The sequence below is a fragment of the Paenibacillus tianjinensis genome, from assembly GCF_017086365.1.
In the GTDB taxonomy this organism is placed as follows: domain Bacteria; phylum Bacillota; class Bacilli; order Paenibacillales; family Paenibacillaceae; genus Paenibacillus_AQ; species Paenibacillus_AQ tianjinensis.
This window is the reverse complement of sequence record NZ_CP070969.1, coordinates 1,087,435-1,108,865: the sequence shown is the minus strand read 5'-3', so window position 1 is coordinate 1,108,865 and position 21,431 is coordinate 1,087,435. Positions and strand designations below refer to the sequence as shown.

The 21,431-nt window shown below is 52.3% G+C and carries 22 protein-coding genes; 4 read left to right on the top strand and 18 right to left on the bottom strand.

What is annotated here, in order from left to right; genetic code table 11:
- Nucleotides 1-38 precede the first annotated feature (38 nt).
- Entirely contained in the window at nt 39-1,244 is a 1,206-nt protein-coding gene (locus JRJ22_RS04785) for an MFS transporter (RefSeq protein WP_232381157.1), read from the bottom strand.
- Nucleotides 1,245-1,495: 251 nt separating this feature from the next.
- On the opposite strand from JRJ22_RS04785, the gene JRJ22_RS04780 reads away from it, so the two are divergent.
- Entirely contained in the window at nt 1,496-2,071 is a 576-nt protein-coding gene (locus JRJ22_RS04780) for a TetR/AcrR family transcriptional regulator (RefSeq protein WP_206103472.1), read from the top strand.
- Nucleotides 2,072-2,104: 33 nt separating this feature from the next.
- Here the strand turns inward: JRJ22_RS04780 and JRJ22_RS04775 are convergent, their stop codons facing one another.
- From JRJ22_RS04775 to JRJ22_RS04760, 4 genes are all read right to left on the bottom strand, one after another.
- Entirely contained in the window at nt 2,105-2,269 is a 165-nt protein-coding gene (locus JRJ22_RS04775; protein ID WP_232381030.1) for an aspartyl-phosphate phosphatase Spo0E family protein, read from the bottom strand.
- Nucleotides 2,270-2,446: 177 nt separating this feature from the next.
- Nucleotides 2,447-3,211: a DUF3600 domain-containing protein gene (locus tag JRJ22_RS04770; RefSeq protein WP_206103470.1), complete on the bottom strand. Its 765-nt coding sequence runs from the start codon at nt 3,209-3,211 to the stop codon at nt 2,447-2,449.
- The gene (locus tag JRJ22_RS04765) at nt 3,201-3,785 is read right to left on the bottom strand and encodes a sigma-70 family RNA polymerase sigma factor (protein ID WP_206103469.1); all 585 of its coding nucleotides are present in this window, start codon (nt 3,783-3,785) and stop codon (nt 3,201-3,203) included. The genes JRJ22_RS04770 and JRJ22_RS04765 overlap by 11 nt, the downstream gene beginning before the upstream one ends.
- Nucleotides 3,786-3,845: 60 nt before the next feature.
- Nucleotides 3,846-4,745, bottom strand: coding sequence for an EamA family transporter (locus JRJ22_RS04760; RefSeq protein ID WP_206103468.1), 900 nt, complete (start codon nt 4,743-4,745; stop codon nt 3,846-3,848).
- Between the two features lie 333 nt (nt 4,746-5,078).
- Between JRJ22_RS04760 and JRJ22_RS04755 the strand changes: the two genes are divergently transcribed.
- On the top strand, nt 5,079-6,197 hold the full coding sequence (locus JRJ22_RS04755; protein ID WP_206103467.1) for a copper amine oxidase N-terminal domain-containing protein: 1,119 nt from the start codon (nt 5,079-5,081) through the stop codon (nt 6,195-6,197).
- Nucleotides 6,190-6,969: a TatD family hydrolase gene (locus tag JRJ22_RS04750; RefSeq protein ID WP_206103466.1), complete on the top strand. Its 780-nt coding sequence runs from the start codon at nt 6,190-6,192 to the stop codon at nt 6,967-6,969. Before JRJ22_RS04755 ends, JRJ22_RS04750 begins: the two co-directional genes overlap by 8 nt.
- Before the next feature lie 248 nt (nt 6,970-7,217).
- Here the strand turns inward: JRJ22_RS04750 and JRJ22_RS04745 are convergent, their stop codons facing one another.
- From JRJ22_RS04745 to JRJ22_RS29425, 10 genes are all read right to left on the bottom strand, one after another.
- On the bottom strand, nt 7,218-8,498 hold the full coding sequence (locus tag JRJ22_RS04745) for an MFS transporter (protein ID WP_206103465.1): 1,281 nt from the start codon (nt 8,496-8,498) through the stop codon (nt 7,218-7,220).
- An 84-nt stretch (nt 8,499-8,582) separates the two neighbouring features.
- A complete protein-coding gene (locus JRJ22_RS29430) occupies nt 8,583-9,728 on the bottom strand; it encodes a winged helix-turn-helix domain-containing protein (protein ID WP_206103464.1) in 1,146 nt (381 codons plus the stop codon).
- Nucleotides 9,729-9,861: 133 nt separating this feature from the next.
- Nucleotides 9,862-10,536: a YjgB family protein gene (locus JRJ22_RS04735; RefSeq protein ID WP_206103463.1), complete on the bottom strand. Its 675-nt coding sequence runs from the start codon at nt 10,534-10,536 to the stop codon at nt 9,862-9,864.
- Nucleotides 10,537-10,770: 234 nt separating this feature from the next.
- A complete protein-coding gene (locus tag JRJ22_RS04730; protein ID WP_206103462.1) occupies nt 10,771-11,322 on the bottom strand; it encodes an RDD family protein in 552 nt (183 codons plus the stop codon).
- 67 nt (nt 11,323-11,389) lie between these two features.
- Nucleotides 11,390-11,872, bottom strand: a complete 483-nt coding sequence (locus JRJ22_RS04725) for a hypothetical protein (protein WP_206103461.1) — start codon at nt 11,870-11,872, stop codon at nt 11,390-11,392.
- A gap of 73 nt (nt 11,873-11,945) precedes the next feature.
- Nucleotides 11,946-13,781: a ribosomal protection-like ABC-F family protein gene (abc-f, locus tag JRJ22_RS04720; protein WP_206103460.1), complete on the bottom strand. Its 1,836-nt coding sequence runs from the start codon at nt 13,779-13,781 to the stop codon at nt 11,946-11,948.
- 435 nt (nt 13,782-14,216) lie between these two features.
- Nucleotides 14,217-14,750 (bottom strand): P-loop NTPase family protein, encoded by a 534-nt coding sequence (locus JRJ22_RS04715; protein ID WP_206103459.1) that lies wholly within the window; start codon nt 14,748-14,750, stop codon nt 14,217-14,219.
- Complete coding sequence (locus tag JRJ22_RS04710; protein WP_206103458.1) at nt 14,731-15,459, bottom strand: metallophosphoesterase family protein; 729 nt, start codon at nt 15,457-15,459, stop codon at nt 14,731-14,733. Before JRJ22_RS04710 ends, JRJ22_RS04715 begins: the two co-directional genes overlap by 20 nt.
- Nucleotides 15,460-15,593: 134 nt before the next feature.
- Nucleotides 15,594-16,523 carry an SMI1/KNR4 family protein gene (locus tag JRJ22_RS04705; protein WP_206103457.1) on the bottom strand — a complete coding sequence of 310 codons (930 nt, stop codon included), beginning with the start codon at nt 16,521-16,523 and terminating at the stop codon, nt 15,594-15,596.
- A gap of 106 nt (nt 16,524-16,629) precedes the next feature.
- A complete protein-coding gene (locus tag JRJ22_RS29425) occupies nt 16,630-17,553 on the bottom strand; it encodes a L,D-transpeptidase family protein (protein WP_206103456.1) in 924 nt (307 codons plus the stop codon).
- Nucleotides 17,554-17,748: 195 nt separating this feature from the next.
- Here JRJ22_RS29425 and JRJ22_RS29650 point away from each other — a divergent pair, with 195 nt between their 5' ends.
- Nucleotides 17,749-18,303, top strand: a complete 555-nt coding sequence (locus JRJ22_RS29650) for a hypothetical protein (protein WP_408637865.1) — start codon at nt 17,749-17,751, stop codon at nt 18,301-18,303.
- A gap of 93 nt (nt 18,304-18,396) precedes the next feature.
- Here the strand turns inward: JRJ22_RS29650 and JRJ22_RS04690 are convergent, their stop codons facing one another.
- The 3 genes from JRJ22_RS04690 to JRJ22_RS04680 all read right to left on the bottom strand — a co-directional run bounded on the left by JRJ22_RS04690 (nt 18,397) and on the right by JRJ22_RS04680 (nt 21,398).
- On the bottom strand, nt 18,397-19,374 hold the full coding sequence (locus tag JRJ22_RS04690) for a diacylglycerol kinase catalytic domain-containing protein (protein WP_206103455.1): 978 nt from the start codon (nt 19,372-19,374) through the stop codon (nt 18,397-18,399).
- Nucleotides 19,371-20,426 (bottom strand): SPFH domain-containing protein, encoded by a 1,056-nt coding sequence (locus JRJ22_RS04685; protein ID WP_206103454.1) that lies wholly within the window; start codon nt 20,424-20,426, stop codon nt 19,371-19,373. Before JRJ22_RS04685 ends, JRJ22_RS04690 begins: the two co-directional genes overlap by 4 nt.
- 282 nt (nt 20,427-20,708) lie before the next feature.
- Nucleotides 20,709-21,398 (bottom strand): copper homeostasis protein CutC, encoded by a 690-nt coding sequence (locus JRJ22_RS04680; protein ID WP_206103453.1) that lies wholly within the window; start codon nt 21,396-21,398, stop codon nt 20,709-20,711.
- Nucleotides 21,399-21,431: the final 33 nt, after the last annotated feature.

Genomic DNA, 21,431 nt, shown 5'->3' with positions numbered 1-21,431 from the left:
AACAGTTCCTTGAATAGCGCATACTTTACACTGTCGGTTTACGCTTGTTTTGTCTCAGTCAAGTAGTACAGGAAGGCCAGGACCGGCACTGCCAGCCCGATCAAAGTCGTCATTCCCCAGCCGCCGTAGGCATACGACCAGCCCCCCAGTGAAGAGCCAATAGCTCCGCCCACGAAGAAAATCGCCATGAACAATCCGTTTAAGCGTCCTCTTGCTTCATTGCCCAGGGAATAAATTGCCCGCTGGCCCAGCACCAGATTCCCGGACACGCCCATGTCCAGCAAAATTGCCGCCAGAGTGAGCAGCCCCAGGGTAACCCTGGAATCATTTTGAAACAAATAAGCGATTAGAAAGGCGACGGCTGCCAGCATAAAGGCCAGACCGGTAAGCGGACGGGTCCAGCCCCGGTCAGCCCATCTCCCGGCAACCGGAGAGGCGATGGCACCAGCGACACCAGCCAGTGCAAACAGTGCAATCCCCTGCTGGCTCAAGTGATACGTATCTGCCAGCCGCAGTGAAACGGTCGTCCAGAACAGGCTGAAGGTTCCAAAGAGACTGGCTTGATAAATCGCCCGGCGGCGCAGCACCGGTGTATTCTTCAGCAGGGTTCCGAGGGAGCGGATCAGTCCGCCGTAGTTCATTGCAGGAACGGGCTGGCGCTGCGGCAGAACACGGGATAACAGAATGGTCAGCAGGGCGATTACTACCGCTGAAATAGCATAGATCGCATGCCACCCCCAGAGTCCCGAGACAAAGCTGGCCAAGGGCCGGGCGAACATGATACCAAGCAGCAGCCCGCTCATCACATTGCCTACCACCCGGCCGCGATGCTCTTCCGCAGCTAAGAAGGAGGCGTACGGCACCAGAACCTGGGCGGCTACCGAACCGAGCCCGATAAAGAGCGACGCTCCTAGAAACAGGGCTGCATTCGAGGCCAGTGTGGCTGCGACCAGCGCAACCACTACGACAGATAGAGAGATTACCGTAAGACGGCGGTTCTCAATGATGTCACTGAGCGGAACTACGAATATGAGGCCGAGCACATAACCGATTTGAGTCAGAGTCACGATCAGACCTGCTGCGCCGGAAGATAGATGCGTAGCCGCCGCGATCGGCCCGATCAGCGTTTGGGCATAATAGAGGTTGGCAACGATAAGTCCGCACGAGGCTGCCAGCAGAAATGTAATCCAGGCAGGGATTGTTTTGCTCTCCGAACTGTTCTTTGCCTGATGTATCCGGTCCATTCGACTTACCTGATTCATTTGAATTCCACCTTTCATTTTTAAATACTGTACGTATAGTTTAATAATTATGTTCTTATAATATACTGTACGTTCAGTTTTGTAAATAGGTACACCTAAATAAATATTTGAGCATGCTTATTTGGACGCTTCCTGCTGCAGACTGGCTATTATCATGATTAATTTTGTATAATGTACGTATAGTTTTGTTTAGTAACGGATTCGGAGTGAACCTTTCACCAGGAGGAATAGGAATGGATAAAAAAAGAGGACGGCCACGTAATAACGAAGCGGAGGCTTCCATTCTGGCGGCATCGTACGAGCTGCTGCTGGAGACCGGATTTGGTGCGGTAACTGTAGAAAAAATCGCTGAGCGGGCCAAAGTGAGCAAAGCCACCATTTATAAATGGTGGCCTAATAAGGCAGCCGTAGTTATGGACGGCTATCTCTCCGCGGCTTCAGCAAGACTGCCAGTACCCGATACGGGTTCGGTTCAGGAGGATATTGTGATTCATGCGACGAATCTGGCGGTGTTTCTCCGCAGCCGCGAGGGCAAGGTGATTACGGAGCTGATCGGTGAGGGACAATTCGATGCCGGTCTGGCTGAAGCCTACCGGACAAGATTCTTTGCCCCCCGCCGTCAGGAGGCACGCCAGTTATTGGAGCGGGGCGTTATGCGGGGCGAATTACAAGCGGACCTGGATATTGGAAGCTGCATTGATCTGCTCTACGGCCCTATCTTCTACAGGCTTTTAATTACAGGGGATACCCTCGATGAAGCTTTTATCAAATATTTGACGACCGCCGCTTTCGAGGGCATAAAACGATAGTTGAAGCAGCGGCAGTGCCGGATATGCCAGATCCTACTTTTCACTGCATTCCAGTCTTGTATATGTATTTATTAATTCATCCAATTTCATGGATTGGCTGATCACACTCGGGTGAAGCAAGCCATATGTTTGTTCCATTTGATTTAATCTGGCCCGTTCCGCTTCAATCTGCTTGCGGAGGAACTCAACATTATCCATCTTCATTACCTCCCGTACATATTTTAGAGGTATATGTCAAAATATAGGACATTAGACTCAGTGCATCAATGAATAAAAATCCGCTTGTATGCATACTTTACTGAGAACTAGGAACATTTACAATACTGAATGTAAAAAAAGGGCCGCCGGCAAAAGCCAGCAGCCCTTTACTGCGAGTTATGAGACTGGTTTGATCATTATACCAAGCTGCTTCAAATAAGGAGTGAGTTCTTCATACAGCTGCTTAAGCCGCGCTGACTCTTCTTCCGTTAACCGCTCCGGATGTGTGCTGCCGTCCTGACCGGTTATTTGATTATTGAAGGCTTTAAGTTCGCTTATCAGCTGCTTGAAGCTGGCCAGCTCTTCACCGCTGAAGATTTGTTCTCCTTTGATCAGCTGCTGATCCCAAAATGTGCTGCTGTCCACCGTATTTACTGGATCCCTTTTTGTGGATGATTCTGTCTGTTCTAATTTCTGAAAATAAGGCTCAAGCTTTAGAGTCAGCTCCTTATAGCTCTCCTGATCTGTACTGCTTAGCTTCTCCGGATGAAGCACCCCTTCCGCATCGGCCATCTTCAGGTTATAGGCGCCAAGTTGATGCAGCAATGCAGTTAGTGCGGCATAATCTTCTTCACTCAAACTGTTTTTTGCCTGCTGCAGCTTGGCCTCAAGATGATCATACCCTTCCCGGGTTCCTCCCATTTGCACCAAATGCTCCTGAGAGCCATAGACGGAATCGGCCAAATAAGTATATCCGGCATAAGCTCCTGTCGGAATTAATAATGCAGCAGCTACAATGGTGGCCACAAGCCATCTCTTCATGCGTCTTCCCCCTTGACTTGGAGTAATCCCGCTAAGGATTCTGCCCTTCAGTTCAGGTGGAGCACTCCAGCCTTCGGCTTGCTCCCGAAGCGCCTGCCGCAGCTTATGCTCAAGACTCATGGATATCCTCCACCTTTCTGATTCGGATGGTGTCAGCCTGGCGCTTCTGGCGCAGCTTCTGCAGCGCAGCATGGATCCGGGATTTGACGGTTCCCAGCGGAATCTCCAAGATGGCAGCTACCTCCTCCTGGGAATACTCCTGCAGATAATGCAGAATAATGACCTGCTTCAGCTTGAAAGGCAGCCGGTTTACGGTCTCCAGAAGTTCACGGCTATATAACCGGTCTACTACTTCACCCGCAAAATCATACTCCACACTCTCTCGGGTATGCTCCGCTTTCTTGATCACCCGTAGATGCTTCCAGCCCTTGCGGCGGTAAGCACGGATCTGCCTCATCACCAGCCCCATCAGCCAGGGTCTGAAATCACGGGACCGATCATACTGACCTAGTGAGCGGTGCAGCTCGATATAGATATCCTGCACCACATCCTCTGCATTCAGCGGCTCAGAAACAAGGAAACGCACGGTCCTGTAGACATCGCGAATGGTCGCCTCGTATAACTCACCATAAGCTTCACCGCTGCCGGCTAGCGAGAGCTCAATGAGCTGCGAATATTCATCTCTATGCTTCATCCGCCATTCCCCCTTCAGGCTTACACTATATATTGGCGGGCTGTGCAAATTTCGTTCGGTTTATTTTTCAGCCGCTCTGCGGGAGATTAGGAGGGTCATCAGAACAATCATTCCAGCCCCTATGGCCTGGACCGCATTGAAGGGTACGGACAGCCAGAGAACGGAGAACACAATGGCCGAAACCGGCTCGGTGCAGGAGAGCAGACTGGCTTCGTGGGGAGCGATATAGCGAAGGCTGGCTATGTACAGATAGAACGGAACAAGCGTCCCGAGCACAATCACAAACAGAATAGCTCCAATAATGGATGGTGACCATTCTAACGGCGGCGCCGACCAGAACGGATGAATCAGGTTCATCCCGGTACCACCGGCAAGCATTCCCCAGCCCATAAGCAGAGGGGTGCTGTACTTCTTCAACAGCGGAGCAGAATATAAAGTGTAGAAAGCCAGGGATACACCGGATAAAAGCCCCCACAATAAGCCTTTTAGCGGCACAGTGAGCTGTGCGGTATTCCCGCCGGTAAGCAGCAGATAAGTGCCAGCAAGCGCGAGGGTTGCACCGATGAGATCCAGCGGTGTGAGCCTTGTTCTTTTCCAGACCATCGTGTACAGGAGAATAAATAGCGGCGCCAGGTACTGAAGCAGCGTTGCGATCGCGGCATTTCCGCTTTCAATAGAAGCAAAATAAGTGAACTGGACGCCAAGCATGCCGAGCAGTCCGAACAGCAGTATTTGTAAAGTGAATCTGCGCTCCAGCCACACCCGCCAGACGAACGAACCTTCTTGGCGCAGGCAGAACAGCAGGAACAGTCCGCCTGAAATTAACAGTCTTACCGTCACCAGCCAAGCTGCCGGAAGCATCGCCTGCTGGAACAGCTGCTGTGCTACAGTCCCGGAGACTCCCCATAACAAAGCTCCCCCGGAGGCCATGACAATCCCTTTGGAACGCTGCACATTCATTCACTCTCCTTCGCTGAATCATTCCCGTTCAATAGACGAAAATACCGTAAAGCCTCCCGCATGGACATCGCGCAAACCTCCTAATCTACTGGTACAACCTCCCACGGTATTACAATCAAGTTATTCTACTAGCTTCCCAATAATTTGTTCTTTACTATCTTGTCTTTCATTACTTTGATTTCTTCATTTGGCAATCCTATGATTCTTTTAACATACGCCATTCCTGAACCGTAACAAGCTTGTCTCCTCTTTGTTAACGGAAAGTGACCTGGGAGTGGACGATTTACTCTATAATAAAAGAAACTGGATTGCTTATGTATTGGAGGAACTTTTATGAAACGATGGATCGCTGCCTCTGCTGCTGCAATCATTCTTGCCGCTTGCACTGCAGTAACTGCTATAGATAAGACTTTTGCTGCCACACCGCTTAAGTTGACTGTCGATGGCGAAGCCGCCCTTTCCCCTCTTCATCCGTTCCAAGAACACGGCCTTGTTTATGTGCCTGTCAGAGTACTAACTGAATTCTACCCTGCCATACTACAGTGGGATAATAAGCTGAAGCTGTTAACTATAACGGATGACAGCAGCAGTACAATAATCAAACCCGGGAGCGAGCTGATCCTTTATTATGGCAACACATCCGCACTGGAAGGCAAAGCTATTCTGCGAAAAGGGCGTATGTATATCCCAGCGTCCGCACTTAATCTGCTATCCGGCGCAGACTTCCGGCTGGATCAGGAAAAAAATACAGTATCTATCATTTCGGGCAGTGTGAGCACAACCGTGCGTACTCCCACAAAAGCTCTTGCTACAGCGAAGGATCATCCAAAGGTCAAAATCTACGCTGCACTCAAAGACCAGACCACGTATAAAGGTTATATTCTGGAAGTGAACGGCAAAAAACACAAGTTTAGCTGGGAGACGCCAAGGGATTTAAGCCACCCTCCGGAGCTCTATTATGCGGATGTGAACAAGGATGGACAGCCTGAGGCTGTTGTGATCCTGACGCTTGGCACCGGTACAGGCATAGTCGAGCAGGAAATTCACATCGTCAAGCCGGAAACGTGGAAGGAGCTCACCGTTCCCGAGGCCTGGAAAGCGGCTAGCCAGCTAGTGTCCTCCAGTATCACTCCAGATCATAACGATATGATAATCTCACTGAAACTTAAAGGGACTTCCCCTGCGGAGGTTACTCTGCGGCTTCCGGACCGGGCCGAAGATGGAAATATCAGCGACACGGCAGGCATCGGCACGGTGACTTACTATAGTGTAGAGTCAGGCCGGCTGATAGCCGAGTTAAATGTGACTACCGGATTTCTGGAAAGTATCGGGAGCCTGAAACTGGTCTACAAACCGGCCGGTTCAGGAATGGCCATGGTGCCCGAATCGGTAACCTTCATTCCATTCAAAGAATATCCTGCAACCGTTAAGGAGTCTGGCGCCAATGATTGATGCCCATATTCATCTGGAACAATATGATCCGTTACTGCTGGAGAACATGTTGCCGGGGCTTCCGGTGCAGGGCGTGGAGTCTGTGATCGCCGTCTCGATGAACCTGGATTCCTGCATTCGCACTCAGAAGCTTGCCCGGCAGTATCCCAGGCTTGTGAAGCCGGCCTATGGCTTCCATCCCGAACAGCCGCTGCCAACAGCGTCCGGGCTGGCGGCGCTGTTGGACTTCATCGAACGCCATGCCGGAGATATGGCCGCTGTAGGCGAAATCGGCCTGCCGTATTACTCGCGGGCGGAAGCGCTGGAGCGCGGCGAGGCTTTTGAGCTGGAGCCTTATATCCGGCTGCTCGATACCCTACTTGGCCTAGCGGCCCGCCTCAGCAAGCCGGTTGTGCTGCATGCTGTCTATGAAGATGCGCTGACTGCCTGCGATCTGCTGGACAAGCATGGGATTAAGGAGGCTCATTTCCATTGGTTCAAGGGGCCGGAAGCAGCCGTCAGCCGAATGATTGAGCGCGGCTATCATATCTCCTTCACCCCGGATATCGTTTATGAGCCGGAAATCCAGACCCTGGCCCGGCGTTATCCCCCGAAGCTGGTTATGGCGGAAACCGACGGCCCCTGGCCGTTCGAGGGTCCCTTTGCCGGACGGCCTACGCATCCGGCCATGATCCGTGAGGTTGCTGCAGCCTGGGGATCGCTGCACGGTTACTCCGCCGCCCAGGCGGAAGCGATGCTGACCGCGAATACGGCGCGGTTTTATCGGTTTTAGGTATATCTCCTTCTAGCGTTCTGCAATAACACATCTCGCTTCTACACATTCGTGAATCCGGGCGTATCTCCTTCATAAAAAGCAAACAAACCCTTGGCAATTTTGCAGCAAGTGTACTTCGTGCAATTAAACCAGCTTTTTTGGCTGGTATTAGGCGTTTAGGTGTATTCTGTACAATTAAAAAATGTACAGAGTGCAACTAGAGTAGTTAACGGTGGTTCGGCCTTGCCGAAACAGCACTTACCGCATCAGACAATCTGGCTGGCCTGCTCTACCGTATTTACGTCAACCTGTTTGGTTTCCCGCCAGAGCACACGGCCGAAGATCAGGCCGATCAGCCCCAAAATGGCCTGAAGGAGGCCGAAAATCAGGAAAATACGTGCAGGTCCGGCGAACTCCACCAGCAGACCGCCCAATAGCGGCGCGATAACCAGCACGGCGCTGAGCACGGTATTCTGGATACCGAAGATGCGGCCGGTCATGTGCGGCGGGGTTTCTTTTTGCAGCATATAATTGAAGGCAACAGCAAAGATCCCATTCCCCATCCCCAGTACGAACCCTAGCACAAGCACCCAGACCACCGAGGCGCCCGGCGGCAGTAAACCCAGACCCGCAACAGGTACTCCGATCAGAACATACCCCATACCCAGCCTCCAAGTATAGCTTACGGCCTGACTCAGCTTGTTCAAAACAACGATGATCAGCACGGCGCCTACGCCGGATGCGGCAACCATCCAGCCCAGCACCGATTCCCCTGTCGGAGAGAAAACGCGGAACAGGCTGGTGAACTGGTAATCAATCACCTGGATAACAAGCGCTCCAGACAGTCCAAACAGCATCATATTCAGCAGGATACGGCTGCCCAGCATAAATCTCCAGCCTTCTTTCCACATTGTGCGGAGCGGAACACGCTCTTCTGAAGCATCAGCCACATCCCCCTCTTCCGTATGGATGTTGCGCACGGAAAGCAGCAGCAGGTAAGAGCCGCCCCGCATGATCGCATTCAGCAAAATACACCACTGCGGTGTAAGCAGCGTGAGCGCCAATCCGCCCAGCAGCGGGCCGGCGATTTTGGAGCCTTGATTCACGAGCCCGTTAAGCGAGGAGGCCTGAAGCAGCTGATCCTCCCTGACAATACTCCGGGTCAAGGACTGCTGGGCAGGGACATTGAGCGTGGAAATGGCTGAACGCAGCGCCAGCATCGGCAGCAGCCACAGCATATTCGGAGCAAATAACAGCAGCACCGTCAGGAACGCGGTAAGCAGATCACATACTCGCATCAGCTTCAGCTTGTTCAAGCGGTCGGCGGCTACACCGGCAACAGAACCGAGAAGAATTGTCGGGAGTGCCATCGCTACAGGAATCAGAGCCAGCATCAGCGGACTGGCCTGCCAGCGGTAGCCGACGAGCACTTGAATGGCCAGTGAATCGAACCAGTCGCCAAAGCTCGCTGTGGCATAAGCGCTGTATACGCGCATGTATACTTTGTTGTGCAGCAGGCTATTCCCCTGCTTTGTTGAAGCTTCCATCTGACATTCCTCCAGGTTACCTATAGACTCTACGAATCAAATCATTTCGTAACCCTAATGTAGATGAGATTTGTCAGAGCAATATCAGAGGGAATTCAGCATGCTCAGCATCCGTTTTTCCAAAGGCTGTTCAAACTGGTTCAGCCCGCAATCTTCAACTGCCGCTCTAAACCTGCCTTCGTATCTAGGATACAGAACGTTATCTGGCAAAAATACACGGCAAAAGTGATGAATCCGGTACAAGCCGTATAAACGCAAAGGAACAAATCCGGACATTTCCAGCACCTGCAGCCCTTCATCCAGCAGCTGTTCCGCTTCACGCCACTGTTTGCTCCGCATCAGCCAGAGTCCCTTTACGATTTTATAGCTGCCGGTTTCCCGTAAAAAAGGCTTATCCCGCAATTCCTGCCTGATGGCTTCATCCAGCCGGTCCAGCTCCTCATCTCCTGCCCCCGCAGCCAGATGCGCAAGCAGCTCGGTAATCATCGTTGCCGGAACGAAGTTTTCATACCCGAGTTCTGCAATGACCTCATAAGATTGTGTCAGCTGCTCCAGCGCCCGCTCCGGTTCACCAGCCAGGATAAACAAATCGAGAATTGTAAGAATCTCCAGTTCCAGATGATCCGCCGGACGCAGCAGCTTCTTTTCAATCACCTGTTCGCAAAAAGCCAGCTTTACCTTGGGATCACCGGAGAACATGTAGAATAGGATCAAAGAAAACAGGCGGTCTTCGAGCGGCACTTCTACCGTATCCAGCAGCCACTCCAAATCTCCCTGCATAAAATGAATCACCATTCTGTAATGTTGATCCAGCTCGAAACCGAGCGTATCCTTCTGGGCCGCAAGGGTCAGGATCGATTTACCTTGGCCATAGACATGAAACTTGTTGAATACATCCCGCATCGTATCACGCAGTTCGGGGTCAAACAAGGTAGGATATGCGGCTGCAGCAGACGGCAGGATCAGACTGTAGCCGAAGCCGCGGACAGTTCTGATTTCCACACCGCTAAGCTTGCGGAGCTTTTTGCGCAGCCGGTAAATATGATCATCCACTGTCCGTTCCACCGGATACTCCAGCGGCCATACCTTGTCCAGCAGCTGTTCACGGCTGAAGGTAAGCCCCTTATTCCGGTACATAAACTCCAGGAGAGCAAATTCTTTGGGCAACAGCTGAATGGTCATATCACCGGCTGACACTGTAAATTCGCTTTCATCAAACTTCAATTGCATAGCTGATCCTCATTTCTACAGATGAATCCATGGTTGTATTATATCAGCCGGACTTCAGCCCGCTCCAGTACATATGAAAAAAGAGCAAATCCGCAACTAAAGCTGCAGATCTGCTCTCCTTTCAGCGCTGGCTTTAGCCAGCCATATTATTAATAGAATCCTGCTCGCAGAATACGGAAATATGATCCACGGTCCCCGATGAATCCGGGATGATGAATTTGAGCTGGTACTGCTTCCCTGCCTGGTAAATGTAGATCTTGTCGCTGCCGTTTACTGTCGTGTTGTCCGGCTTGCCGAGTGTCTGCTCGATCTCCTTCAGTGTCAGCTGCTGTAAATCTGCGGCACTTGATCGGACATCAAAAATCTGGCTGCCTTTATTAGACCCAAATACGACATGCTTATCATTATACGTGGAGTAGATCCCTTTGCCTGCGAATTCCTTCGTGTCCGGTTCACCCCATGCCGCCTCCACCTCGTCGATCATCCCGCTCTGCGCGGCATATTCTACGCCCGGAACTTTGCCCTGCTTAGCCAGCTGCAGTAGCTCTTTCAGCTGCTTGGCACTGTCTTTCACTGCTTCAGTGGGGCTGCCGCCACCTGTGCTTGGTGAAGCTTGAGCGGGTGAAGCAGTTGCAGTTGCTTCTGGCTGTAAGGTTGCCGGTGCCGTCGCAGCCGGCGCAGGCGAAGCCGTTCCGCCCACAGGTGCGGATGCTGCAGTGTCCGCCTTGCCGGAGGAATCACAGGCCGTAAGTCCGATAACACCTGCTAATATAACGATTCCAGCTATAGTTTTAAATGTAGTTGTCATGTTGTCATCTCCCCGATTATTGGAACTATTCTTTAGTAACAGCTACTGGATCTGACGTGCGGGAGACAATAAAGGTTGCAAGAAACGGGCAGCTGCCAAATCTCAGCAAAAAAAAGCCCCTAGACTGCAATAGCCAGCAAGGGGCGCGCGGCAGGCCCAGCCAACACAACAAAGGGACAGTCAACATAGCAGCAGTGCTGCCTATTGTCCATCCCTTTTCTTTGTTCAACTTGGTTACTTCAGCTCATCCAGCGCTGCCTTCTTCACCACATAGGTGTCAGCCATCACATCATGGAACGCCCGGTTGCGCCTGGAAAATACAATAATCAGACAATCAACGAGGATAACGAAGCTGACAATCTGAACAAGCGCAGTGCAGAGCGGCACCCAATTGGAATAATAATTGTCGGCCGCAGTCACCGAACCATTCCCGGCAGTAACAATGACTCCCAGCAGCGAGTTAATCAGATAAAAACTGTAACGGATGAACGCCTGCTTCACAGTAGGATAATCTCCCCGCTCATTCACAATCCTCGCGCGCAAGAGCAGTCTTCCCGGAGTTCCGCCATACCTGACAACCATAAAAATATTAAACAGCGTCAGCAGTACCCATTGAATCCATAACGGAATCCCCGAATGGTACTGTTCGGCTGCTGAAACAGCCCATCTGTTCAAAAAATAAGCGGGAATCGCCAGAATCAGAAAATCCAGCAGGCTGATCAGCACTCTTTGCCAAAATCCTACGTAATCATACTCTGCCAGGCGTTCTGTTATATCTTGATCCATTTTGTCCTCCAAATCGGCTTTGTTGCTGCTAGTTTATTTATCCTTGCTTTGTAATGCTGTTCTTCTGTTATGGAGAGCCCATAATCTCTCTCGCTACCTGCTGTCCCTCTTCTAACGTACTCGCCGGACCGGCAATATATCCTTCTCCATTCTCAAAACCATACCGTTCGTTGATATCAGTCAGCATAACCCACAGCTTATTGAGCTTAATCGAAGCGTTGACGATCCCTATCGTATGGATTCTGCGGTCCTCACCAAAGAAAGTCATAATACCAAGATAATAGCCGCCGCTCTCTTTGAGCTTAATTTCGTATTGCAAATCACCATCCGCGGTAAGTTTACCTACAAACTCACTTTTGCCCGGGAAACCTCTGTAGGTATCCCCTTTTAGTCCCATTACAGTGTTCTTTACCATTCCAGTGTCATTCGAATAAATAACGCTGCTGTATTCCTGTTCACAAGGCTGCGGGCGCAGCCACAGATATCCCAGTAATACTACCGCCAGTATCACTAATCCAGCTACGCCTATTTTTGCATGCTGCTTCTTCATTTCCCCTCCTGCTGCCCACTGCTTCTCTGCTTTAAATAAGCTTTCCTTTATTCTATTAAATTCTCCATATTTTTCAATTCCCCTCCATGCATTCGCCAATCTTCTGCCGCAGGCTTAAAATCTCCCGCATCAGCTCCCGGTTCTCATGCTCCGTCTCTGCAGGTTCACTCTGCATCAGCCCGGCCAGCCGCATTTCCAGTAGCCGGAGCTCTCCTTCACGGGATTGTTCCTCAGGGGTAAGCGTCCGGCTGCGTTCTTTGGCAGTATATTCGGCAAAGGTGCCCGGAAAGAACTGCGGTTTCTGCCCGCGTCCAAGCAGCAGCAGCCGGTTAGCGACCTTGGTGTGCAGATAACGGTCATGCGAGACGATAACCAGCCCGCCGGGGTAAGCCGCAAGCGCTTCTTCCACCCGTTCCCGGGTGTCGATGTCAAGATAATTCGTCGGCTCATCCAGTACCAGCAGGTTAGCCTTACCAAAATACAAACGCAGGAAGGCCACGCGGCATTTCTCGCCCAGGCTTAAGTCTCCGATGGTCTTAAAAACATCCTCCCGCGGGAATAAAAAGCAGCCCAGAATGGTCCGCGCCTCTGTCTGCGTCATGCCCGGCAGCTCGAGAAGGCTGTCCAGGATGGTCGAGTCGGGTTTCAGATGATCCAGCTCCTGGGCAAAATACCCGATTTTCGTGCAGGGATGAATACGCACATAGCCTCCAGCCGGCTGCGTAATTCCTGATATCAGCTTCAGCAGCGATGATTTGCCGGCGCCGTTCGGTCCCAGGACCGCCAACCTGTCGCCCCGCCGCAGCGATAGTCCGAAGTTCTCTAGCAGCGGTGGCCCGCCGTCGTAGGCTAAGGTGATATCCTGCAAATCCAGAAGTGCATCTCCCTGGAAGGCTTCACTTTCCAGCTTCATATTCAGCTTAGGCGCCACCTTCGGCAGCTCCACGCGATTCTTCTCCAGCCGCTCCAGACTGGCCTCCTTGGCGTGTAGCCGGGAGACGTTCTTCTTCGATTTGGCCCGCCGGAAATCATTCTGCCCGGCAGCACTGTGCGCCTGCTGGAACCAGAGGGCATACCGGCGGATGCTCTCCAGGAGCTTCTCCTTCTCCAGCTCTTGCTTCCGGTACTGCCCCTCCAGCGTCCGCGCTTCCAATTCCTTCTGCTCCCTGTATTGCGTATAGGCTCCGGGATAACGGCGGCAGCCCGACGGGCTCAGTTCCAGCACACTGGTAGCGGTCCGGTCAATAAATGTGCGGTCATGCGAAACATAGAGCACCGTGCCCGGATAGGTCCGCACCCACTCTTCCAGCCACTCCATCGTGTCTTCGTCTAAATGATTGGTCGGCTCATCCAGGATCAGCAGCTTCGGCTGCCGGGCGAGCAGTGCAGCGAGCTGCACCCTTGTCTTCTGGCCCCCGCTGAGCAGGCAGTAGGGCTGACTCCACTTGGACGGCTCCAGCTTCAGCTGCTTAAGACATTTCTCCGCTTTAGCTTCCCAGCCGTAACCATCCAGCTGCACGTAGCTGTCGTAAGCTTCGCCATATTCGGCAACAGCCTCCTCATCCGTACCACCGGTCTCTTCCAGCCTGCGGGCCAGCTGCTCCAATCTGCGCTTCAGCTCTGCAAGCCGCCCTGAAGCCGATAAGACGAACTCAAGGGTGCTGAGTTCGGATTGAACCCCAAGCTGCTGATCCAGTACCCCCCATTCCTCCCGGTCCAGTCCGCAGTAGACACTGCCCTCCTCAAAAGCCAGTCTGCCGAGCAGCCCCTGCAGCAGCGTTGTTTTGCCGATGCCATTGCGCCCGAACAGCAGCACCCGCTCTCCTTCAGTAATTTCAAAGGACACCCCTTCAAACAGGGTCACCCCGTTCCACTCTTTTTTTATATTTTTCACTTTAATTAAGGTCATCTTTCATGCCTCCGCTTCCTTAAATCATCTGTTACGTACTGAAGCCTGTGCTGCGGACAGTAACAAAAAACCGCAGCCAGCAGGCTGCGGTACAGGAAACGTATGAAGGGAGTGCGCTAAATAAAACATCACCAAGGGCAGTCTCCTATGAAGCAGGCAGCTGCTGTTCCCGGTTCTGTTCCACTATAGCATCGTAAAGGTCCCGACAGACACACGTATCCCTGACCGTACACCCGCTAGCGGGCGTCCCGTGGCTTGTGCTAAAGTGCACATCACAAGTGAGCTGGTCTTCATTAGGAAACGTGTTAGTTCTTCATCAGTCGGGTGAACCTCCGTAATTGTCCGTATTCAATGATGGCTACAGTATATCCAATCTGATAGCGGTGAAGCCAGGTAAAGAATAATTATAATCATTGTCTCCGGGTATGGACTCCCCTAACCACGGCCTTGATTCGCGTATTGGCCAACAATTTTTAGAATATCACGATTCTTCTTCACTACCATTCGCTTAACGGCAAACTCTTCTGTCAGCTCTAGGATCTTCGGCAGACCCTCGCGGTCAAAGTCCCTGTTCCACTCGAACAACATAACATAGAGGTTCTTCAGGGATTGTCTGTAATTACGCTGCTCCAGGCCCAGATTCGTCTTTAAAAACCGCTGTACTACCCGCAGATCCCTGACATATTTATTGGGAGTGATCACAAATATCAGGTCCGCAGCCCGGAAGCTCTCTATTCCCCATTTGTAGTGCACCCCTTCAATAATCCATTCTTTGCTTGCTACAGCCTCCAGCAGACGGGCATCTCTTGCTTCGGGTGAACGCCTGCTGTCTTCAGGTCCGCGCTCCCAAACGAAATTATCGGTTTCAAAATACGGTATGCCGTACCTTTCCGACAGCTCTCTGGCAATAAAGGATTTGCCGCTCCCGCAGCCGCCGATAATCCGGATTCTAATGTGAAACCCTCCCATGGAATATTCTCAGGATCGCATCCTTATCCGGCACGCCAAGCTGCTCATACGAGCGGAGGAACCCGCTGTTGTCATAGGCGATCTCCACCGTTTCGGCTGTTACCCTCCCGCTCTGGACAGTCACGATACCATACTTGGCAATGGACTGCTCTGAATGGGCACAGCCAAGCGCCCCCGGATTGAAGAAGGTGGCCTTCCCGGCATGAAAATGATGCACCACATGATGATGACCAAAGGCAACCAATCTGTACTGCGTATCCGCATACAGCTGATTCAGCCCCTCAGCCGTCGGGCTCCAGTCGACAGGCAGGTACCACCCGTCAGGACCGAGATGATAATGGGTGAATAGCAGCGGCACACCCTCAATATATGCAGTTTCCGACATGGGCCACTTACTCATAAGCCCGATATATTGAGGACTGATTCTTTGCGCCAGCCATTCGTGATGCGCCCGTTCCGCATGATGCCCTGGCGGCGGCTCCTCACCGCGGAACGCCCGCTGCAGAGCAATGTCATGATTGCCGGTGATGAGCGTGATCTCCTCTTGCGCCAGCAGAAGTTCAAAGACACGGTCCGTATCCGGACCGATCCCCACCACATCTCCCAGACAGACTATCCGCCGGAGCCCCCTGCCCGAAATATCCTTCAGCACCGCTTCAAGCGCCGCAGCGTTCCCGTGAATATCTGTGATGACAGCTATGCTCTGCACAGCAGCACCTCCTTTTGCGTAACATTAATTTATCGCTTCCAGCTAAAAAAGACGACCCCTGACCAGCATCAGGAATCATCTTTTTCATGCAGGCTATAAGCCCCCGGCTTAATGGAAGCTGTTCCGCAGCTGTCCTAAACCGAATCTTCCTTCACTAAACCGCGGATGAAGGTTTCGAAATTTTTCGCCAGATATGTAACCTTGCGGTTGTTCTCCTGGTCCACATACACAACTTCAGGCTCACCGTCATTTCCGCCGGAGCGGTAGTCCAGCATGACTACGCCTTGACCCGCAGAAGGAGCGTCGCAGATCACTACGCCAAATTCGGGATAGCCCCAATTCTCAATGACAGCCCAGCTGCCCAGTTCGCCGCAGAGTGAATATTTCTTGTCCCGTCCGATTCCGCGGATGCCTGAAATGATAATATGGTCTTTGCCGGCAGCAGCGGCTTCATTCCCCAATACATACTTGGTGCTGCGGGGAATGCCGCCGTTATGCTGTTTCATCATCGCGGTATAGAATGCAGGCAGCTTGAAGACCAGCTCTTCTTCCACCGCCGCAATGATATCGTCCGTAAGCGGTGCAGATACATAATCCTCAAGCGCTTCCTCGCTGTCATCCCAAAAATTAGCGGAATCAAACTTGGGGAGGGGTTTTGGGCCGGATGGTTTTTTGGCTGCAGCGTCTGCGGCGGCTTCTCTGGCAGCCTTCTTGGCAGCCTTGCGGCGGCTGAGCTCCAGAAACTCCAGCGTGTCCTCGTCTTCTGGATCGAGCCGGTCCGCAATTTCGAATTCACTTGCGGCTTTGTCATACTGCTTCAGGTAGTAGTTGCAGAATCCGACACGGTAATGCCAGAGCGGATCCTCCACGCCCTCCTCCTCGACAGACATGAACTGCTCCAGCGCCTCTCCGTAACGCTCAAGATTATTCAGCGCCCTGCCCAAGTGATTGGTCAGCACGTAATCCCTTTCTTCTGCGGGAATCTCCATAATGGCATCCACAATCTCCTGGAATTCATCCTCTTCATGCCACAATTCCAGTTGTGCAACTAGCTCTTCTCTCATTCTTATAGGCCTCCCAGTGCGATAACTCGAATACTGCTGAAAATTATACCATTTCCGCACTGGGATTCTCCAGCGGATGTTATAACACACTGCCGAAATCAGCGCCTTACAGCTCTACTGTCCCCTTATTGGCATCCCATACGAACGGCAGTCCAAAGAGTTGTGTCAAGCTGCCCAGCGGAAAATACAGACGGCCATCCACATTCCGGGAAGCCAGCATAGCAACCTCTTTACCGTTCACCCTCGCTATAGCCGACAGCGGTTTATGAATCACGGTCTGGCCGCCGATGGTGATCATAAGTGCGCCAGTCCCCGCTTCTTGACTCAAGCTGCCTCCGAGCAGACTCACCGCTTCCCTAAGCGGAATGTAGACACGGGAATTCTCCTCTACAAAAGGAGACTTCAGCGCTACAGCCTCTCCGTTAATGATAAAGGTTCCGGCGAAAATTTTTGTGCCCAGCAGATAACCGGCCTTAGAGGCGATATTCTCCATGCTCTGGCTGGATGAAGTGATGATAACCGTCGTATACTTGGCCACGCGCGGATACAGCCAGTGAATGTCATCATTATGCATCCGGATGCAGCCGGCACTGACATATTTGCCGATTGAGGATTCATTATTATTGCCGTGTATAGCATAGGTAGTGCCGTAGGTACCGTTCACTTCCAGTCCGAGCCAGCGGTCTCCGAGCGGATTGGCCGGATCGCCGCCGGGGATATGCTCTTTATAGTAAGGTCTGTTCTTGACTTTGAGCACGATCCGGAAAGTCCCCTCCGGGGTCAGATTTTTGGTTTTGCCTGTGGCGACCGGAAATACCTTTTCCAGCTTGCCGCCTCTAAAAAAGCCCAGTTTGTTCGTTTTCTTGTTCACGATGATCAGATCCGTGGACATCTTCGATGCTGCTGACGCTGCCCCTGCTGATGCCGCACCCGTAAAGCACGCCGTAAACAGCAGCAGAAAAACAAGTGACATTACGATGCTCCGCAGCGAATAAGCTTTTGTCCGACCGGCCGTTCCTTGCAGACTCATGTTGCCCCACCTCCAGGTTATGGGTGATACTGGAAACTGCTTGTGAGAATAGACGAAGCTGCTGCACAATAGTTGCACCGCTGCCTGTACCTATTTGATACAGTCCGTCCAAGATTTGAACTCATGAATAGTCCGCACGTAATCCAGAGATAATAAATCCGCATGACAAATGAAACAGCCAAGGAGGCAAAACCTTTGAACTCAAATCTTTCCAGCCAGATCAATCAATGTGAGCAAATTATCCAGCAGCTTGTCGCCCAGACTCAGCAAGCCAGCCAGAATTACCAGCATCTTCTCCAGCAGGAGCAGCAAAATGCCGTGAAACTGGAAGAACTGGCTCAACGCGAGCACAAGGCCAGCCAGATCATTCAAAATGCGCTGCAGGGCCACCACACTGCCGTTCAACAGCTGCAGCAGGTAACCCAGACGCTGAGACAGCTGGAGCAGAGCTCCCAGACTACCGGTTATACTACCGGCGCTGCCAGCTTCAATACCGGCCTCCCGCACTTTAATACGGGTGCAGCAAGCTATAATACCGGAGCACAGGGTTTCACCCCGTCCTTCAATTCTTCCTTTAATCAGCAGCCTTTGCATACAACACCTGTAAGCACTTCGATGCATTCAGTGCCATCAACTTCCTTTGGCTCCAATGCTTCTATGGGTTCCATAGGTTCGATCGGCGCTATGGGCTCGATGGGACAAAACTTCGGTTCCTCCATGAACCAGGGAACGGGACGTAATTTTCAATAGTTGAAATCAGCAGGTAATCAGGAGCTATTCTGAATACCGTTGACACTTAAAAGGCTGTCTCCCGCAGATGTCTGCAGAGACAGCCTTTGCATTTTATACAACCAGCCGCCCCCTCTTCTCGGCCAGACTGATGACCGCCTCCACACCCGAGTTGAACTCCAGAAAGTCGCTTTCTACGCCATCGCTGAAGATCACCCCGTCCTCCGGCATCTGTGAAATAATCCGCAGCGGCTGATTGCTGCTGATCTGTCCGAACACAAGTCCGGCAGATGTCGTCCGGCTGGGAAAAGGCTCCCTTACCGTAAAGTAGAGGTGGGGATGATCCCAGGCGAGCCGTCCTCTAGCATCCGCTCCGGCCAGTCCGGCTGCAGCCTCCGGTGCTGCCAGCCCTATTCCGGCAGCACTGCGGGCAATGCCTGCTGCTCCTGCAAGCACGCTGCGCATCCAGCCGGTAGAGCCCATGCCGGTGGAAACGATGATGCCGCTGGAGGATTGCTGCTCGGCAGTACCGCTGAGCTGCAGCAGATATCGTGCCGACACATGGGTTTTGCGTCCGATGAACAGGTCATTCACACCGTAGAGGCTCTGACCGTCATTCAGCTCCGCCTTGGCCAGCGTCACCTCGCGCACCTCTCGGCGGCCGCGGAAAACATCCGGCAGCAGCAGCCGCAGATCCTTGACCGTGAACGGCAGCAGTACACCATCCCAGCGCTGAGGATCGGGATTCACACCGATCAGGGGCTGCTCACGCAAGTATTTCAGCGTATTGGCCACAAGTCCGTCCTGCCCCACCACAACCACTGTGTCTTCATCCCCAAAGATGAAATTCGGCACATGCTGCCGTTCCAGCAGATGTACCCGGCCAACTGCACTCAGCTCGATAACCGCCGTCTCCACAGCCTTGCGGTAGTTCAAATCCTCGCTGATATAATCGCTGAAGTCCGCACCCAACCGTTCAATATAGAACTGGGCCTGCTGAATGGTATTGTAGCGGACGACCAGCTCTTCAAGCCGGGTCTTGCGCTTGATCAGCACAATTTTATTTTCCGACATCCGGTCCCCGCCGTTCATCGTCCTCCCGCTCCTCTCGCTGCACCTGTCCCGCCGCCTGCCGAACCGTCCATAATGCCCTGGAGCAGATCCGGTGTAATGTTGAGCTGCCCGATCTTACCGGCATTTTCGGCCAGCTCCTGGAATGCGATGGCAATCAGCTTATCCGGCTTCATGCCGACATTGGTGAGCGCCTGCAGCACATTTGGCGATACGCCCTGCAGCGAATTCATCACTGCCGACAGCTCGTAGGCTTTGGCATCCGCCTCAGCTTTGTGGTTGGCTACCGTCAGGCTAATCAGCTCCTGTTTCTTCTCCTCCAGCGCCGTATCGAAGCTGAGCTGCTCTTCCTTCATTTCATTCTGCTTCTGCTTCACGAACCGCTCGGCATCAAGCTGGGTTTCTCGGATCTGCTTCTTCTTGGTCTCCACGGCGATCTCCGTATTCAGCTCGTTCTCCTTCACCCGGCGTTCCTGCTGAATCGAAGCATTGCGGCGTTCATACAGGGCATTGTCGGCGCTGCGGAGAATTTCCTCCCGGGCCTGGGCTTCCAGTGCGCGGAGGGTTTCTTTATTCGGCACAATGGCCAGAATCGAGAGCCCCATCAGCTCGATCCCCAGCTTCTCAATTTCTGCATTCCGTTCAATTTCCTGGGTAATAGTCTTCGCCAGACGCTCGCTTGACTGGATCGCTTCACGCAGCGGCAGCTGCTCCAGCTGTTTCTTGGTCAGTACTTTGGCGATATTGATTACCCGCTGGGCCAGCTTGCTGGGATCGTCGGAGAGATAAGTATTCTTTTTCAAATTGTAGGTGTAATTAAGGATTTGCGTGGTTTTGCGGTAATCGACAATCCGGTAGGTCAACTGTCCCTGCACCGTTACCGTCTGATAATCATTCGTAATTTCTTCGAACATGAACGGAACATCGATCGAGGATACCGGAACCACAATTACTGAAGTCGTAGGTGCATAATAATGAAAAGAAAGCCCTACACCTTCACGCACAACCTTGCCGTTCTTTACCTTAAGCACATACTCGCTGGGCTGGAATTTCACGAATCTGAATCCGAACATGATGATTACCTCCCGTTTATGTTATTAACAGTTTGTTATTAACACCAGTGTAACACAGGATTTTGATATTATCAAGTTGTTAATAACACAATCCCTCAAAAAAATCACCGCACCTCCCAAATGGAAAATGCGGCCGTTTATTAAGCTACTGCCTGTACTAGCCCCACCGCAAAGAAGCTAATCAACGGGTGTTGAATAGCTTCTTTGTTTTCTTTTATTTGATAATTCCTTCTCACTAAAAGAAACTGAACCACAGTTCTGAATCAAAGCCGTGACATGGCATTACCGCTGATCAAGGATGGTACGCACAGCGACTAGGCGCTGCGGATCTATCTGCAGGAGCGGGTTCCCGTTCACCCTGACTGCGGAGCCGAGGTGTACCCGCGTGACTGCTGTCTGCTGCAGGAAACTGCTGAGATTGGCAGTGCTTAAGCCGCTGCCGGCCAGAATAGAGAGCGGCTTCCCCAAACATCGGCGCTGCAGTTCCGCGATCCGCTCCGCACCTTGCGGAGCCGTGCTCTCCCCGCCGGAAGTCAGAATGTCTGTCACCTGAGGGTAACTCGACAACATCTCAAGCGCCTCAAACTGATCCCGGGTCTGATCAAAAGCCCGGTGAAAGGTGATCTCCATCTCTTGCGCTGCCGAGAGCAGCCGCTTCAGCAGCTCCTCATCTACCGTTCTGTCCGGGCGCAGCATGCCAATAACCAGTGACAGGCTGCCGGCGGATGCAATATGTCTGATATCCCGCAGCATCGTCTTGGCATCTTCGCTGCTGTAATGGAAGGAGCGAGCATGCGGACGCACCATGACTCTTACCGGAATTGCCACGGCCTGGCGCACCTGCTCAATCAGCCCCAGGCTGGGAGTCAGCCCGCCTTCGCTTATGCCTGTAATCAGTTCAATCCGGTCAGCACCGCAGCGCTCCGCTGTTACCGCATCCTCCACTGTAGTGGCAATAACCTCTAACAGCATTTCATCTCCTCCTTCATCTCAACCTGCTGATTT

Bases quoted from the DNA above. Each gene is read 5' to 3' on its own strand.
- JRJ22_RS29430 (WP_206103464.1), bottom strand. From the start codon at position 9,728: ATGCAATTGAAGTTTGATGAAAGCGAATTTACAGTGTCAGCCGGTGAT.
- JRJ22_RS04730 (WP_206103462.1), bottom strand. From the start codon at position 11,322: ATGGATCAAGATATAACAGAACGCCTGGCAGAGTATGATTACGTAGGA.
- JRJ22_RS04715 (WP_206103459.1), bottom strand. From the start codon at position 14,750: ATGGGAGGGTTTCACATTAGAATCCGGATTATCGGCGGCTGCGGGAGC.
- JRJ22_RS04685 (WP_206103454.1), bottom strand. From the start codon at position 20,426: ATGTTCGGATTCAGATTCGTGAAATTCCAGCCCAGCGAGTATGTGCTT.
- JRJ22_RS04750 (WP_206103466.1), top strand. From the start codon at position 6,190: ATGATTGATGCCCATATTCATCTGGAACAATATGATCCGTTACTGCTG.
- JRJ22_RS04775 (WP_232381030.1), bottom strand. From the start codon at position 2,269: ATGGATAATGTTGAGTTCCTCCGCAAGCAGATTGAAGCGGAACGGGCC.
- JRJ22_RS04755 (WP_206103467.1), top strand. From the start codon at position 5,079: ATGAAACGATGGATCGCTGCCTCTGCTGCTGCAATCATTCTTGCCGCT.
- JRJ22_RS04680 (WP_206103453.1), bottom strand. From the start codon at position 21,398: ATGCTGTTAGAGGTTATTGCCACTACAGTGGAGGATGCGGTAACAGCG.
- JRJ22_RS04705 (WP_206103457.1), bottom strand. From the start codon at position 16,523: ATGAGAGAAGAGCTAGTTGCACAACTGGAATTGTGGCATGAAGAGGAT.
- JRJ22_RS04745 (WP_206103465.1), bottom strand. From the start codon at position 8,498: ATGGAAGCTTCAACAAAGCAGGGGAATAGCCTGCTGCACAACAAAGTA.
- JRJ22_RS29425 (WP_206103456.1), bottom strand. From the start codon at position 17,553: ATGAGTCTGCAAGGAACGGCCGGTCGGACAAAAGCTTATTCGCTGCGG.
- JRJ22_RS04725 (WP_206103461.1), bottom strand. From the start codon at position 11,872: ATGAAGAAGCAGCATGCAAAAATAGGCGTAGCTGGATTAGTGATACTG.
- abc-f (WP_206103460.1), bottom strand. From the start codon at position 13,781: ATGACCTTAATTAAAGTGAAAAATATAAAAAAAGAGTGGAACGGGGTG.
- JRJ22_RS04780 (WP_206103472.1), top strand. From the start codon at position 1,496: ATGGATAAAAAAAGAGGACGGCCACGTAATAACGAAGCGGAGGCTTCC.
- JRJ22_RS04760 (WP_206103468.1), bottom strand. From the start codon at position 4,745: ATGAATGTGCAGCGTTCCAAAGGGATTGTCATGGCCTCCGGGGGAGCT.
- JRJ22_RS04785 (WP_232381157.1), bottom strand. From the start codon at position 1,244: ATGGACCGGATACATCAGGCAAAGAACAGTTCGGAGAGCAAAACAATC.
- JRJ22_RS04690 (WP_206103455.1), bottom strand. From the start codon at position 19,374: ATGAACGGCGGGGACCGGATGTCGGAAAATAAAATTGTGCTGATCAAG.
- JRJ22_RS04765 (WP_206103469.1), bottom strand. From the start codon at position 3,785: ATGAAGCATAGAGATGAATATTCGCAGCTCATTGAGCTCTCGCTAGCC.
- JRJ22_RS04770 (WP_206103470.1), bottom strand. From the start codon at position 3,211: ATGAGTCTTGAGCATAAGCTGCGGCAGGCGCTTCGGGAGCAAGCCGAA.
- JRJ22_RS04735 (WP_206103463.1), bottom strand. From the start codon at position 10,536: ATGACAACTACATTTAAAACTATAGCTGGAATCGTTATATTAGCAGGT.